This window comes from Rhizobium leucaenae USDA 9039 (assembly GCF_000426285.1).
In the GTDB taxonomy this organism is placed as follows: domain Bacteria; phylum Pseudomonadota; class Alphaproteobacteria; order Rhizobiales; family Rhizobiaceae; genus Rhizobium; species Rhizobium leucaenae.
Genome location: NZ_AUFB01000002.1, coordinates 26260 through 41205, shown reverse-complemented (window position 1 = coordinate 41205; position 14946 = coordinate 26260). Strand labels below are relative to the sequence as shown.

11 protein-coding genes are annotated in these 14946 nt (G+C 60.2%); 4 read left to right on the top strand and 7 right to left on the bottom strand.

The window, feature by feature from the left end; all coding sequences use genetic code 11:
- Positions 1-8: 8 nt before the first annotated feature.
- Positions 9-410, bottom strand: a complete 402-nt coding sequence (locus tag K290_RS0102855; protein ID WP_028750468.1) for a GFA family protein — start codon at positions 408-410, stop codon at positions 9-11.
- A 56-nt stretch (positions 411-466) separates the two neighbouring features.
- A complete protein-coding gene (locus tag K290_RS0102850; protein WP_028750467.1) occupies positions 467-1357 on the bottom strand; it encodes a LysR family transcriptional regulator in 891 nt (296 codons plus the stop codon).
- A 192-nt stretch (positions 1358-1549) separates the two neighbouring features.
- On the opposite strand from K290_RS0102850, the gene K290_RS0102845 reads away from it, so the two are divergent.
- The 3 genes from K290_RS0102845 (at position 1550) to K290_RS0102835 (ending at position 5116) form a co-directional block, all read left to right on the top strand.
- Positions 1550-2464, top strand: a complete 915-nt coding sequence (locus tag K290_RS0102845; RefSeq protein ID WP_028750466.1) for a DMT family transporter — start codon at positions 1550-1552, stop codon at positions 2462-2464.
- Positions 2465-2649: 185 nt separating this feature from the next.
- Positions 2650-3873, top strand: a complete 1224-nt coding sequence (chrA, locus tag K290_RS0102840) for a chromate efflux transporter (protein WP_028750465.1) — start codon at positions 2650-2652, stop codon at positions 3871-3873.
- A gap of 220 nt (positions 3874-4093) precedes the next feature.
- Positions 4094-5116, top strand: a complete 1023-nt coding sequence (locus K290_RS0102835; protein WP_028750464.1) for a class I SAM-dependent methyltransferase — start codon at positions 4094-4096, stop codon at positions 5114-5116.
- A 203-nt stretch (positions 5117-5319) separates the two neighbouring features.
- Here the strand turns inward: K290_RS0102835 and chrA (K290_RS0102830) are convergent, their stop codons facing one another.
- From chrA (K290_RS0102830) to K290_RS0102815, 4 genes are all read right to left on the bottom strand, one after another.
- Complete coding sequence (gene chrA, locus K290_RS0102830; RefSeq protein WP_028750463.1) at positions 5320-6723, bottom strand: chromate efflux transporter; 1404 nt, start codon at positions 6721-6723, stop codon at positions 5320-5322.
- 6 nt (positions 6724-6729) lie between these two features.
- Positions 6730-7542, bottom strand: coding sequence for a chromate resistance protein ChrB domain-containing protein (locus tag K290_RS0102825; RefSeq protein WP_028750462.1), 813 nt, complete (start codon positions 7540-7542; stop codon positions 6730-6732).
- 208 nt (positions 7543-7750) lie between these two features.
- Positions 7751-9670, bottom strand: coding sequence for a DEAD/DEAH box helicase (locus tag K290_RS0102820; protein ID WP_028750461.1), 1920 nt, complete (start codon positions 9668-9670; stop codon positions 7751-7753).
- A 352-nt stretch (positions 9671-10022) separates the two neighbouring features.
- A complete protein-coding gene (locus K290_RS0102815; protein ID WP_028750460.1) occupies positions 10023-11975 on the bottom strand; it encodes an acetoacetate--CoA ligase in 1953 nt (650 codons plus the stop codon).
- A 163-nt stretch (positions 11976-12138) separates the two neighbouring features.
- Here K290_RS0102815 and K290_RS0102810 point away from each other — a divergent pair, with 163 nt between their 5' ends.
- Positions 12139-14040 (top strand): AsmA family protein, encoded by a 1902-nt coding sequence (locus K290_RS0102810; RefSeq protein ID WP_028750459.1) that lies wholly within the window; start codon positions 12139-12141, stop codon positions 14038-14040.
- Positions 14041-14127: 87 nt separating this feature from the next.
- Here K290_RS0102810 and K290_RS0102805 read toward each other — a convergent pair whose 3' ends face one another.
- Entirely contained in the window at positions 14128-14943 is an 816-nt protein-coding gene (locus tag K290_RS0102805; RefSeq protein ID WP_028750458.1) for an ABC transporter permease subunit, read from the bottom strand.
- Between the last annotated feature and the right edge of the window lie 3 nt (positions 14944-14946).

The following is a 14946-nucleotide window of genomic DNA, read 5'->3' as shown; positions in this document are numbered from 1 at the left end:
GCCCGCAGTCAAAACCATAGATCGCGCACGCACCGGCCTTTGGAAGGAAGGTCTTCAAACGTGTCGAGCCCATCGAAGTGATCGATCGGCAGGTCAGAAACGAGATCAGGCGGCGCCAGCCGCATATTTACAGCCATGCGGCGACGGCCATCCTTTTGGAGCCTCAGGCCGCGCCAGCTCAATACGCAGGCGCAGGACGGGCAGAACAATATTTCGAGAGAAGATTTGTCGGTCCCGGCGCGCGTATAAGACGATGTCTGTCCGGTGACGGAAATCCGCTCCCCTTCGTAGTCATAGGCCCACAGCGCGCCATAGCGCCGGCAGAGCGTGCAATTGCAGGCCGTGATTGAGCCTGGATCGCCTTCCAGCGTCCATCCCGCCTTGCCGCAATGACATGAGCCGATCAGCATGAGCATGCCGCTCCATTTTTTGTCCATTCGAAGAGGGCATTCTGCCTCCACTCAGCTCAACTCGCCAGAGCCAGTCCTCCATAACGGCTGATTTCGCTCTCGATTTCCGCCACAAGCGTATCGAGCGCCGGATTTCTCACCTTGCGTCCGCGGCGCACCACATAGGCCAAGGCAGGCGGCGCCGGCAGGCCATTGCTGACGATCTCCATGTCGGGCTGCAGATGGCGGCCGTTCAGAAGCGCCACGCCCAACCCCGAGGTAACAGCCGCAACGATTCCTGCCGCACTCGCACATTCGAATACGGTTTCGAGAACCACCCCGCCATCCTGTCCGATGTCGAGCGCCCATCGGCGATAGAAGCATTCATCGTCGAAGGACAGAAAAGGAACCGGACCGTCTTGCGGCAGGGAGAGATCCGGATGTTTGACCCAATGAAGCTGCTCCCGAAAGAGAACGACATCGGTCGGGCGGACTTCATGGGCGAAAACCTGCACGATGGCCGCGTCAAGTTCCCCCCGCTCCAGCATTCCTCTGAGAATCAAGCTCATGCGGACCTTGGTGCGCACGGAAACGTTCGGATGCAGACGGCGGAAACGCCCCAAGATGCGGGCTAAGTCGGTGCAGGTCGTATCCTCGGTCAGGCCGAGAGCAACGCGCCCGGCAAGTGACGTCTTCGACAGGCTCAACAGCGCCTCATCATGCAGGCCGAGGATGCGCCCGGCATAATCAAGCAGATCCTCCCCGGCTGCGGTGAACATCGACGCTCCAGGTTTACGGCTCAGCAGATCGCAATCGAGGCTCGTCTCGAGCCGCTTGATCTTGTGGCTGACGGCGGATTGCGACAGGCGCAGGGCTTCTGCCGCACGGGTGATGCCGCCGTGGTGGCGGATTGCCCATAATGCGCGCAATGCGTCGATTTCCAAACGTCTGTTGGTGAACTCGGTCATGGCAAACTCGGCTCAAATGATCGTCTTGCAGAAGGAATGCATGTTCCGACGCAATCAGGCAAATACTCATTGGTTCTGAGACTGAAATGTCATGCCATGATCGATATTTGTCATGTGTAATCGAGCCGGCACTCGCCTATGGCTGAGCGGCAGGTGACATCCACCGAGAGCCCGCCCCCAATCGAGGACCGTATGACTGACCAAGCCCTGTCCCGGCCCTTGTTAAGCAACCGCCGCTTCCTTTGGCCGTTGATGGCGGCGCTGTTGATCGTCAGTTGGAGTTCCGGCTTCGTCGGCATTCGCTATGCCAGCCAGGAGGCCAGCGTCATACTCGTTCTGTTCTGGCGGACGCTTCTTTCGGGATTGGTCCTGCTGCCTTTTGCTTTGGCGATCGGGCCTCGCATGCGTTTGCGCGCGATCGCGGGACAGATGGTATTCGGCGTGATGTCGGTCTTCCTCTATCTCGGCGGTTTTGCGCTGGCGATCGAACAGCGGGTGCCGACAGGGTTGGTGGCACTGATCTCCGATCTCCTGCCGCTGGCGATTGCGGCGTTGTCGCAACCCGTCTTGGGGGAAAGGTTGAGCGGACGCCAGTGGCTCGGGACCGTGATCGCGGTGGCTGGCGTGCTGATCGTATCGCTAGACAGCCTCAGTTTCGGCGCGGCTCCAATTTGGGCCTATGGATTGACGATCGGTTCGATGCTGATCTTCGCCTTCGCTTCCGTTCTACACAAAAGACGGCGGGCCGTGCATATGCCGATTCACCAAAGCCTTTGCATCCATACACTTACGGGCTCGGTGTTGTTCGGCATCTGCGCCATGATGCAAGGCGATCTTGCGCCACCGCTTACCCCAGGGTTCGCGATCGGCATGATATGGCTGGTGCTGATCGCAACCTTTGCCGCCTATTCGGTCTATTACACCAGCCTGCGTCTCTTCCCGGTGGCGCAGGTCAGCGCGGCCATCTATCTTAGTCCACCCGTCACCATGCTGTGGGCCTGGGCCCTGTTCTCCGAACCGCTGACCACGGCAATGTTCGCGGGATTGGCGGTGACCTTGGTGGGCGTCTGGCTGACCTCGCGTGGACCGATGGCTGAAAAAATCTGATTTATTCCTATAGGGCAGACGCTTCTTCACGCCTGCCTGATCGCTTGGCTTGTCGGCCTAAAACGAGCGACGACCGATCAATTGCAACTGGCCGCATTGCAAGGCAAGATCGCAGTCGTCTACTGTCATCGCGCCGTCATTGATGACGAGGATATGGATCGAGCGAAGACAATGGAGATGTGGCCGTGAATGCAAAAGAGGCAGCCGAAGACCGACCCGCAGTTCCACCTGCAGGCACACCTCGGGAGGTCTTCGGCGCGTTCCTCAAGCTTGGCCTCACCTCGTTCGGCGGGCCGATCGCGCATCTCGGATATTTCCGCGACGAACTCGTGGCGCGCCGGAAGTGGATCGACGAAAAGGGTTATGCCGATCTTATTGCCCTCTGTCAGTTCCTTCCGGGACCTGCCTCAAGCCAGGTCGGTTTTGCCATGGGCCTGTTGCGAGCCGGCCCGCTGGGGGCGTTTGCGGCATGGAGCGCGTTTACGCTTCCGTCGGCGCTGATACTGTTCATCTTCGCCACAGCGGCCACTGCCCTCGACAATCCCCTCGGGCAGGGCCTGTTGCATGGGTTGAAGCTCGTTGCCGTGGCTGTTGTCGCCCAAGCCGTTTGGGGCATGGCAAAGTCGCTGACGCCAGACAGGCCGCGCGCCGGTATCGCGCTTGCGGCGATTTTCATGGTTACGTTTGCCGGGGCGCTCGGGCAGCTCGCAGCCATCGTGCTGGGTGCCGTAGCGGGACTTGCCCTTTGTCGCGGGGGTGTGATCGAGCATAAGCCAAGTTTTTCGTTCGGAATATCAAGATCTGCAGGCCTCACCTGCCTGCTGGTGTTCCTGCTCTTGTTGTTCGGGCTGCCGCTCGTTGTTTCGGCTCTGGATTCACAGGGACTGCGGCTCTTCGATGCCTTCTATCGTTCCGGCGCGCTGGTGTTCGGCGGCGGACATGTCGTGCTGCCGCTGCTTCAGGCGGAGGTGGTGAGGCCGGGCTGGGTATCGGAAAACGCCTTCCTTGCCGGCTACGGCGTTGCGCAGGCCGTCCCCGGTCCGCTCTTTACCTTTTCGGCCTATCTCGGGGCGGCGATGGTGCCATCTCCCCATGGCCTTGCGGGTGCGGCCATCTCGTTGCTCGCTATCTTTCTTCCCGGCTTTCTGCTGCTCGTCGGCACCTTGCCTTTCTGGGACAGGCTCAGCACTTATCCGCTGGCCCAGGCGGCCATGCGCGGCGCAAACGCAGCGGTGGTCGGTGTGCTCGGCGCCGCCCTCTACAATCCGGTGTGGACCAGCGCGGTCCTCACATCGACTGATTTTGCCCTTGCCCTTTCTGGCTTCTTTCTGCTGGTGGTATGGAAGGCGCCGCCATGGATCGTCGTTGTGCTACTGGCCGCCAGTGCGCTTGTTTTTCACATGGCGTAGTTTCCACGTGACATGGGGCGCGGCCTTGGTCTCCGAATAGCTGATGATCACGATGTTCGGAGGCTTAGTGGCGCCTGGCTGACTTCACGCCGCGGCCCCTCAGCGGAAAGACATATGGCATCTGTATTTTAGCGATATCTTACTTTGAGTTGCCTTTTGTGGGATAGTTCATGGTTGGGACCGGCTATTTTGGTCTGTCGTTGGCGCATAGGGGGCTCCAATGTCATCGACAGCAGCAGAAGCAGGCATGGGCGAGGTTTCGCCCAATTTGGTGGTTGATGCGATGTTTGCGTGCCGCAAGACGGCCGCGATCAAGGCCGCCATAGAACTCGACCTTTTTACCCTGATCGGGGACGGCCGCGACGCGGCATCCTTGGCGGCCGAGACGAATGCCGCCGAACGCGGCGTGCGCATTCTGTGCGACTATCTCGTTGTAAACGGCTTTTTGACGAAGACAGACAGCCAGTACGCCCTAACCCCATCCAGCCGAGTGTTCCTCGACCGGCATTCGCCGGCCTATATGGGCTCAGCCATCGAGTTCCTCGCCGCACCGGAGATGCTGAAGCAGATTCTGGACGATCCGACTTCCTATGTCCGCAATGGCGGGTCCATTGGGCTTGCAAACATGTCGCCCGACAATCCCGTATGGGTGAAGTTTGCTCGCGGGATGGGTTCGTTTACGGGCGGCAGCGCAATCAGCCTTGCCGCTGAAATGGCCAATTTGCCCGTGACGCCGAAGAAGATTCTGGATATCGCCGCAGGGCACGGGCGTTTCGGGATCGAGATGGCGAAAACTTTTCCTTCTGCCGAGGTCGTCGCGGTCGATTGGAGCTCCGTTCTGGAATTGGCCAAATATAATGCGCGGCAATTCGGCGTCGCTGAGCGCTACAAAGTCATTCCCGGCAGCGCATTCGAGGTTGACTGGGGCACGGATTACGATCTCATCCTGCTTCCAAACTTCCTCCATCACTTCGATATGGAAACCTGCGCCGGATTGCTCAGAAAGGCCCGGGCCAGCCTAAGCCCTGACGGCAAGGTGGTCGCAGTGGACTTCGTGCCCAATGACGATCTCGTCTCGCCTCCCTTCCCAGCCGCCTTTTCGTGGGAGATGCTGGCCGGCACGCCGAAGGGCGAGGCTTATACGCAGAAGGATTTCGCAGAGATGGCTAGGCGCGCAGGTTTTCAAAACGCGAGGGTAAAACCATTACCGCCATCGCCGGCGAGCTTGATCTTCTTCGAGTAGCGGCAGCCCCCTGGAGCGACGAGGGGTTGTTGCCCGCCTTAAGCTCCCCCAAATTATTCACCCGAGCCCGGGCAGCCCTGCGCTTGGCCTTGAATTCAACTTGCCAGGTTTCTTCGCCGAAGCTTCTTGTCTGCGCACTCAGAAACGCTGCCCTCACCCTTTCCGACTTCCCTCTGCTGGGGGTGTGGAAGGCGCCGCTTCCGTTAAGAAGCAAAGATAGTCCAGCCAACACCGAAAGCGGCGGATGCCAATAGGGTTGTTATCACCGACATCCTCAGGCGGAAGATAGCCGTCGCCGCTAATAGCGTCAGTATTAGGGACGGCAATGAAAGCGAGGTCAGGACGGGCGTATCCATCGTCCAAGAACCATAGGTTAAACTTGTGGTCTCATGAAACAGCACATGGAGCCCGAACCAAATCGCAAGGTTCAAGATGACGCCCACGACCGCTGCCGTTATCGCCGACATGGCACCGGTCAGAGCAATATTGCCGCGCATCTTCTCGATGAATGGCGCGCCTGCGAAAATCCAAAAGAAGCTCGGCAGGAACGTGACCCATGTTGTCAGCACGGCGGCAAAGGTTGCTGCTGTAAGAGGGCTGAGGGTGCCGGGATTACGATAGCCCGCCAAAAACCCAACGAACTGCGTCACCATGATCAACGGTCCTGGAGTCGTTTCCGCCATTCCCAGACCGTCCAGCATCTCGCCCGGCCGCAGCCAGCCCAACTGCTGTACCGCCTCCTGTGCGACATATGCGAGCACGGCATATGCTCCCCCAAAGGTCACGATTGCCATCTCGCTGAAGAATATCCCGATTTTGGAAAAGACGTTGTCTGGACCAAGCGTGATCAGGAGGGCCGCAACCGGAATAAGCCACGCCGCCGCCAGCGCACCTGAGGTCTTCAGAGACCAGGCGAGGTTTGGTCGAGCATGAAAGGGGATCTCCTCGCCAAGAATGGAGTCCTTGTCTTCCAAGATTGCCCCGGGGCCCGATTTGTGTCCGCCGCCCGCCTTGAAGGCCGCTACCCCTCCGCGAGAGGCCAGGTAGCCGATAAGTCCCGCCCCAACGACGATGAGCGGAAACGGAACGTGCAGGAAGAAGATCGCAACGAAGGCAGTGGCTGCCAATGCAATCATAGTCCTGTTTTTGAGGGCCCGGCTACCAATCCGGAAGACGGCCTGGATCACAACCGCCAGCACCGCGCATTTGAGCCCGAAGAACATCCCGTCAATGAAGGTCAAGTTCCCGAACATGACGTAGACGTAACTGAGTGCGAGGATCGCAAGGAAGCCTGGCAGGACGAACAGACTGCCCGCGATCATACCGCCCAGGGTCCTGTTCAGCAGCCAGCCGATATAGATAGCAAGCTGATGGGCTTCTGGACCCGGCAGCAACATGCAGTAGTTCAGAGCATGAAGGAACCGATGCTCTCCTACCCACTTCTTCTCGTCAACCACGATGCGGTGCATGACGGCGATTTGTCCGGCAGGCCCGCCGAAGCTCAGGGCGGCAACTCGGGTCCAGACCTTGATAGCCTCGCCGAGGGGGACGACGTCCCGTTCAGCCGAGCTTGATCGCGCGGCCGCGTTCTTTACGAGGTCGGTCATAGTCTCTCATACCTTCCTCGGGTTGGGCCAGTTGTGCGTCTCATCTGTCGCGTCACGACACCACCGATAGAAGGCATCATAGAGTGTCATGCCGGCTTCCAATTGCTCCAAGTCGTCATTGAACATCCGCGAAAGCCCGAGCGAGGCTGCGAGCAGTCCGGAGACTTCTGGTGCTAGGTCGGGCCGAGATGTGTCAGCGCCTCGAACGATGGTGGCGAGGCGAAGAAGGGGCTCGGTGCCGAGGGCGAACTCCTCGACCATGACATCAAAGGTGCACAGCTCGCCGCGATGGCTCCAAAAGACATCCTCGATGTCGAAGGGCATCGCCTTGAAGCGATCCGCGACAGCTAAGACTTCGACTGCCGGGACGAACAGGAAGATCGCTGACGGATCGATGAAGCGCCGGATCAGCCATGGGCAAGCGATGCGGTCGATCTTCGGCCGTGCTCTTGTTACCCAGACAGTCCGCCCCTTGGCATCTCGGGCAGGCAACTTCTCCTCGGGGATCAGCACGCCCTTCGCGCTCCGCCATGCCTCGAAACCGCCTTCGAGAACCTCCGCTGCCTTTCCGAAGACGCGAAGATAGGCAGCAGCTCCGTGACCGAGTTTCTGTCCCTTCTGACAGAGGATGATGGCTGGTCCAGCCAATTCGTTCGCCCAATCGGCTACCGTTCGATAATCGCGACGGATCGAGCCGGGAATAAGCCGGGGATCGGCAGCGAAATCCTCGTCGTTGCGGACGTCGATGATCGTTGGCAAGTTGGGCGTGCCGATAATACGATTCAGCTTGTCGGGTGTGATTTCCAGAAATGACGGCATGGCGCGTCCTCCGTTGGCTCGGGTTCTAGGACGCGATTCTTCAGCCGTAGCCTCGTGGGGTGATCGCAACCCCATGGACAATCTTCTGCTCGACGTGATCCAAATGTCAAGCCGAATAACCGCCTGCCGCGCTAGGGAGAGTGGCTGTTGCCGCAAAATGTCTGCGATAGAGAGCAGGCCGCGTTCCTAGCGAGCGCGGCGATCGGGATTACTCCCCGCGAGACTTCGCAGCCTTGCGCGCGGCCCTTGAATTTGGCTTGCCAGCCTTGGGAGAGCCGTCGTTCTTGGCGAAACTCGGCTTGCCGGGCTTCTTTGCCCAGGGCTTCTTGTCCGAACGCTCGGAAACGCTGCCCTCGCCTGCATGCGCCCGTTCCGGCTTGCGGTCGGACTTCCATTTCGGCTTGCCTTCGTCCTTCGGGCGAGCATCCCTATCGGCGAAGGGCTTCTTCTTGCCGTAGGTTCCTTCCCGCTTGGCCTGCGAGAAATCCGGCACGCCGGCGAGCGGCTTGACGCGGATACCTCTTTCCAAGGTCTTGTCCGGCCCGATGGCCGACAGGAAGCGTTCGGCGCCTTCCTGCGAAAACTCGACGAAGGTCTCCTCGGGCTGCATCTTGATTGCGCCGATGTCGCGCTTGGTGAGGCCGCCGTTGCGGCAGAGCATCGGGATCAGCCAGCGCGGTTCAGCATTTTGCTTGCGGCCGACGGAGAGCGATACCCAGACGCCGTCGGTGAAGTCGTTGCGTCCGGCGGCCGGCCCGTCGTGGTGAGTGACGGGGAAATCGTCGCGGCGCGGCTTTCTGCGCTCGCCTTCGGCCGGCACGTCCTGGAGTTCCTCGGGCGCGGAGTGGCCGGTTCGATACTGCCGCAGGAATGCAGCGGCCACCTGCTCGGCGCCATGGCGCTCCAGCAATTGCTGCACGATCGACTGCTCGTCTTCGGCAATCGGCGCGGCGAAGACCGGATCTGCGAGAAGACGCTCATCGTCACGCTGGCTCACTTCGTCGGCCGACGGTGGCTTGGCCCAGGTGGCGCGGATGCGGCCAGCTTCCAGCAGGCGCTCGGTGCGGCGGCGGGCGCTGAGCGGCACGATCAGCGCGCTGACGCCCTTGTTGCCAGCGCGTCCGGTACGGCCGCTGCGATGCAGCAGGGTTTCCGGATTGGTCGGCAGATCGGCGTGAACCACCAGTTCCAGGCCCGGCAGATCAATGCCGCGTGCGGCGACGTCGGTCGCGATGCAGACGCGGGCGCGGCCGTCGCGCATGGCCTGCAGCGCATGCGTACGTTCGCTCTGGCTGAGCTCGCCCGACAGCGCAACGACGGCGAAGCCCCTGTTATTAAAGCGCGCAGTCAGATGGTTGACCGCGGCGCGCGTCGAGCAGAAGACGATGGCGTTCTTTGCTTCGTAGTAGCGAAGAACGTTGATGATGGCGTTTTCCCTGTCGCTCGGAACGACGGTCAGGGCGCGATAGTCGATATCGACATGCTGCTTGGCTTCCGAGGCGGTGGCGATGCGCACGGCGTCGCGCTGGTAGTTTTCAGCAAGCTTTGCGATGGAGCGCGGCACGGTTGCCGAAAACATCAGCGTGCGCCGCTCGGCGGGCGCGGTCTCCAGGATGAATTCGAGATCCTCGCGAAAGCCGAGATCGAGCATTTCGTCGGCCTCATCCAGCACCACGGCCTTGAGCCCGGAGATATCCAGCGAATTACGGCGGATGTGGTCGCAAAGGCGGCCCGGCGTGCCGACGACGATATGGGCGCCGCGCTCAAGAGTGCGCTTTTCCGTGCGCATGTCCATGCCGCCGACACAGGAGGCAATGGTCGCGCCCGTCAATTCATAAAGCCATTCCAGCTCGCGCTGCACCTGCAACGCCAGTTCGCGGGTCGGCGCGATCGCCAATGCCAGCGGTGTGCCCGCCTGGCCGAAGCGGTCGGCACCTTCCAGCAGGCTGGGTGCTAGTGCCAGACCGAAGGCAACCGTCTTGCCGGAGCCCGTCTGCGCCGAAACCAAGGCGTCCTTGCCGGCAAGGCCGGGATCGAGCATCGCCTTCTGTACCGGCGTCAGCGCTTCGTAACCACGCTTTGCCAAAGCCTGGGCGATCGCAGGAACGATGCCTTCGAATTCGGTCATATCTTGTCTTTCGGAATTCTTCGCGCGCCAGTCGGCACGGATCATCGTGGCCCGCACGTTGCAGGCCTCTTCTTCAGGCATGCACATACTTGGTCGGCAAGCCGTTGTACAGAGCAGGTGCGTATTTGTGCGACGCACAACGAAAAAAAGGCAGCGGATGGCGCTGCCTTTGAGGTCTATGCTGCCTAACGAAAGCTCGAGTCGATCAACGTCATGTCTCGGGAACCTCACGGCTCCAAGCCGTCCTAACTCATGCGAACAGCCCCAAGTTGGATTTTACCTTTGACCAATCTCTCTTAACGCCCGGTTACCACCGGGAGGTCAGCGTTTGCCTATAAGTTTTAAGAGGATGTCAGTTCTTCAGCTCCTCCAGCCCGGCGAAGAGGTCCAGCGCCTCGGGATTGGCGAGCGCTTCCTTGTTCTTCACCGGCCGGCCATGCACGACGTCGCGGACGGCAAGCTCGACGATCTTGCCGGACTTCGTGCGCGGAATGTCGGTGACTGCTATGATCTTTGCCGGCACGTGCCGCGGCGAAGCGCCGGTGCGAATGCGGGTCTTGATCGCCTTGGCGAGATCTTCGGTGAGTACCGCGCCGGCCACCAAGCGAACGAAAAGCACGACACGCACATCGTCATCCCAATCCTGGCCGATGCAGAGCGCTTCGAGGACTTCGGGCATCTGCTCGACCTGATTGTAGATTTCCGCCGTGCCGATACGCACGCCGCCGGGATTGAGCGTCGCGTCCGAACGGCCGTGGATGATCAGACCACCATGCTCCGTCCATTCGGCAAAATCGCCGTGGCACCAGACATTGTCGAAACGTTCGAAATAAGCGGCGCGATATTTGACGCGCTCGGGATCGTTCCAGAACATCACCGGCATCGAGGGAAAGGCTTTGGCGCAGACAAGCTCGCCCTTTTCGCCGCGCACCGGCTTACCCTCTTCATTCCAGACATCGACGGCAAGGCCGAGACCGGGTCCCTGGATTTCGCCGCGCCAAACCGGCTGCAAGGGGTTGCCGAGCACGAAACAGGAGACGATATCGGTGCCTCCCGAGATGGAGGCGAGCTGGATGTCGTCCTTGACGCCCTCATAGACGAAGGAGAAGCCTTCCGGCGACAGCGGCGAGCCGGTCGAGGTCATCAGCCGCAGACTGGACAGATTATGCGATGTCTTCGGCCTCAGGCCGCTCTTGCGGACTGCATCGATATATTTGGCCGAGGTGCCGAACATGGCGAACTTCTCCTCCTGCGCATAGTCGAACAGGATATTGCCATCCGGCGCGAAGGGCGAACCGTCGTAGAGGCAGAGCGTAGCGCCGGCGGCAAGCCCGGTCACCAGCCAGTTCCACATCATCCAGCCGCAGGTGGTGAAGTAGAAGACCTTTTCGCCGGGAACCACGCCGCAATGCAGGCGGTGCTCCTTGATGAGCTGCAGCAATGTGCCGCCGGTCGAATGGACGATACATTTCGGCACGCCCGTCGTACCCGAGGAAAACAGAATGAACAGCGGATGCGAAAACGGCAGCGGCACGAATTCGACGGACGTCGCCTCGAAAGGCGCGATGAACGCGCCCAGCGTCTTTGCATTCGGTGTGGCGCCTGCAACCGCATCGGCATTACCGGCATAGGGAACGATGAGCGTAGGCGCGCCGAGGCGCTGCGCGATGGCACCGACCTTTGCCGTCACATCCTGCAGTTTGCCGCTGTACCAATAGCCGCTGCAGGCGATAAAGAGTTTCGGCTCGATCTGGCCGAAACGATCCAGGACGCCTTGCTCGCCGAAATCCGGGGAGCAGGAGGACCAGATGGCGCCGATCGAGGCGGCGGCCAGCATGCAGGCGATGGTTTCCGGCATATTCGGCATCATCGCGGCGATGCGGTCACCCTTGCCGATGCCAAGGGCGCGATAGGCCTGCTGCAGGCGCGATACCATGGCCGAGAGCCGATCCCAGGACCAGCGGTCCCGCACCTTGTCTTCGCCCCAGAAGACCAGCGCATCGCCCTCGCCGCTTTTCGACAACAGGTTTTCGGCGAAATTCAGCTCGGCATCGGGAAAGAAACGCGCCTCAAGCATCAGGTCGCCGTTAATCAGCGCCCTTTCGCCGCGTTTTCCCTCAATGCCACAGAAATCCCACACTGCCGTCCAGAAGGTTTCACGGTCGGCGATCGACCACGCATGCAGACTGGAAAAATCGGAGAGCGACAGGCCGAAGCGTCGGTTGCAGTCTTCCATGAAGACGAACATCGGACTTTGCTGACGAAATTCGTCCGATGGCGTCCAGAGCGGCTGACTATCTCGCATGTTATCTCCTCCCGTTTTCGGCTTATATACCATGCTGCAGCGCATTATAAAGTCACTGAGTTAGTCGTATCCCGCTGTACAATGTTTGCATCCGCCGATCATTTCCTATATCCGGCAAACGCAGGCATATCAGCGCTATCAGTATGAAAGTCTGAGTTGGATCATGAGAGCGTCGAGGAATAAGAAGTGGCTGATGACGATGCGATCAGCATCGCGCTGGCTACCTGCCGTTGCGCGTACTACGGGTATTGTCCTTCTCACCCTCATCATCGTCTTTGCGGTTTTCAGAGCAACCGCGCCTTTCCTGATTTCCAGCGGCCTGGTACGCACCGGCATCGAGGACGCGTTGTCGGATTGGACGGGATATCGCGCCCAGATCGAGGGCGCTCCGACGCTGGAATTCTGGCCGACGCCGCGCGTAACGCTCAATCAGGTTACCATCCGCGAACCGGCGAAAAACGGCAAGGTGCTTGGCCATGTCGACAGCCTCTCGGCGGACTTCTCGCTGTTTGCGGCGCTGCGCGGACGCGCGCATTTTCATGAATTCCATTTCCTAAGGCCAGTGATTTACATCCGGCGCGACGAGACCGGCCTGATCGACTGGACGAATGAGGGGCTGCTGTCCAAGGCGATCGAACGGGTGGAGACATCCTCCAACCAAAACATGCCGATGAGCAGGGATCAGGATGCCGTCATCGGCATGCTGACCATTGAGGACGGCCGCATCGAGATGACGGACGATCGCAGCGGCAATCTCTACAAGATGAGCAGCGTCAATGCGGACATCTCCTGGCCGCGGCTGTCCGGCGCGATGACTGCCGTCATCCTGGCACGGCTCAACGGTCAGGATGTCAAGATCGATTTCAATTCCGCCCAGCCGCTGCTGCTCTTTGCCGGCAGAAGTGTCGATGCGAAGACAAACTTCTCCTCGCCACTGATCAACTGGACCTATTCCGGCGCCACCAGTATTTCCAATCTCTCGGCGCTTGCCGGAAATCTGGATCTGAGCGTTCCGAATGTACCCTCTTTCCTCGCCTGGAGCGGAGAACATCTGCCGGCCGCCGATACGCTGCGGAACGTTTCTCTCAATGCCGATGTCGCCGCAATCCCGAATGGCCTGCGTTTCAATAATCTGAACTTCAAGGTCAACGACTCCGCTGCGTCCGGCGTCATGGATCTGAGCTATTCGAAGGCTGGCAAGCCGAAGATTTCCGGAACGCTCGCCTTCGACCAGATGAATCTCAATCCCTTCCTGGCCGCCTTTTCCATGCGGCTTGCCGCCGATACTGCGATCGACGCATTGCTCAACGGCAATCCGCTGCAACGCCTCGATATGGATATGCGGCTCTCGTCGAACAAAGCCGTGCTCGGCCCCTTCCAGTTCGATGATATCGGGGCGAGCCTGTTGGTTGCGGGCGGCAAGGCAAAATTCGATATCGGCGACAGCGGCTTCGAGGGTGGAGAACTCACCTCGCATCTGGAGGTTACGCAAGGCGACTTCGACGGCGGCGGCAAACTGCAGATATCCATTCACGATGCCGATTTCGGCGGACTTTTCGCCCGGCTGAATCTTGCCGGACCCCTGCCTCTAACGACCGGGTCTCTGGATCTTTCGCTCAGCACTTCGAAGCCGATCTGGGCTGCCAATCTCAGCGATGTCGCCGGCAAGATGCATTTCACCTCGGCCGCCGGTTCCTTCCGGCAGTTCAACATCTCCGCCTTCCGTGCGCTTGCGTCCGACAAGGCGTTTTTCCGGATGAGCGACATCGCCGACACGTCCTTCGATTTCGACAGCCTGGACGTCGATGCAAGCTTTGCCAAGGGATCGGTCGAGGTTCACGACGCCAAGATCGTCGGACGCAACGAAACGGTCATGCTGAATGGCGTGATACCCTTCCGCAGCAACGGACTGGCGCTGTCGGGCACGATGCAGGCGAGCGATCCGGCCAATGCGACGGAGCTGCCGATGCTGCCCTTCTTCATCGGCGGCACATGGCCGGACCCGGTGATCTCGCCGGTCACGACGCTGCTGCATAAGCCCGGCCAGCAGTCGCAGCAACAATAGAGCAGTTTCAGGAAAAGTGCGAAGCGGTTTTGCGTTCGGAATGCGTAAAAGCAAAGGGATAGAGCACTACCAACGGCGTGCTTTGCGCTACGCCGCGGCCGCCGCCTGCTCGTCCCTCTGGCGCTGCACTTCGCGGCGCTTGGTCACGAGGGAGGCGAAGATGACCCCGACGGTGACGATGCCGATCAGAATGGTGCAGATCGCGTTGATCTCGGGCGTCACGCCGAGCTTTACCTGGCTGTAGATCAGCATCGGCAATGTCTTGGCGCCAGCCCCCGAAGCAAATGTGGCGATCACCAGGTCGTCCAGCGACAGCGTGAGCGCCAGCACCCAGCCGGAAAACACGGCCGGCGCGATGATCGGCAGCGTAATCTCGAAAAAGGTCCGCACCGGCGGCGCGCCGAGATCAAGTGCCGCTTCCTCGATCGAGCGGTCGAAGCTCAAAAGCCTGGATTGAACGACGACCGCGACGAAGCACATGGTCAGCGTCGTATGCGCCATGACGATCGTCCAGAAGCCACGATCGAGGCCGGCGGTGACGAAAAGCAGCAGCAGCGACAGTCCGGTGATGACATCGGGCATGACCAGCGGCGCGTAGATCATGCCGGAAAACAGGATGCGGCCGCGAAAGCGCGTATAGCGCACCAACGTTAGCGCCGCCAGCGTGCCGAGCACGGTGGCAATCGTCGCCGAAAGCACGGCAATGCGCACGGTCAGCCAGGCGGCATTGAGCATATCGTTGTTTCGAAGCAGATGGCCGTACCATTGCGTCGAGAAGCCGCCCCAGACCGTGACCAGCCGCGAGGCATTGAAGGAATAGATGACCAGCAGCAGGATCGGCAAATAAAGGAAGGCAAGGCCGAGCGTAACGGAGATGATGTTGAAGCGGGACCAGCGGGTCATGAC

What these genes read in the sequence shown, in the direction of transcription:
- K290_RS0102855 (WP_028750468.1), bottom strand. Translation starts at nt 410, where the DNA reads ATGCTGATCGGCTCATGTCATTGCGGCAAGGCGGGATGGACGCTGGAA.
- K290_RS0102850 (WP_028750467.1), bottom strand. Translation starts at nt 1,357, where the DNA reads ATGACCGAGTTCACCAACAGACGTTTGGAAATCGACGCATTGCGCGCA.
- K290_RS0102845 (WP_028750466.1), top strand. Translation starts at nt 1,550, where the DNA reads ATGACTGACCAAGCCCTGTCCCGGCCCTTGTTAAGCAACCGCCGCTTC.
- K290_RS0102835 (WP_028750464.1), top strand. Translation starts at nt 4,094, where the DNA reads ATGTCATCGACAGCAGCAGAAGCAGGCATGGGCGAGGTTTCGCCCAAT.
- chrA (WP_028750463.1), bottom strand. Translation starts at nt 6,723, where the DNA reads ATGACCGACCTCGTAAAGAACGCGGCCGCGCGATCAAGCTCGGCTGAA.
- K290_RS0102825 (WP_028750462.1), bottom strand. Translation starts at nt 7,542, where the DNA reads ATGCCGTCATTTCTGGAAATCACACCCGACAAGCTGAATCGTATTATC.
- K290_RS0102820 (WP_028750461.1), bottom strand. Translation starts at nt 9,670, where the DNA reads ATGACCGAATTCGAAGGCATCGTTCCTGCGATCGCCCAGGCTTTGGCA.
- K290_RS0102815 (WP_028750460.1), bottom strand. Translation starts at nt 11,975, where the DNA reads ATGCGAGATAGTCAGCCGCTCTGGACGCCATCGGACGAATTTCGTCAG.
- K290_RS0102810 (WP_028750459.1), top strand. Translation starts at nt 12,139, where the DNA reads ATGAGAGCGTCGAGGAATAAGAAGTGGCTGATGACGATGCGATCAGCA.
- K290_RS0102805 (WP_028750458.1), bottom strand. Translation starts at nt 14,943, where the DNA reads ATGACCCGCTGGTCCCGCTTCAACATCATCTCCGTTACGCTCGGCCTT.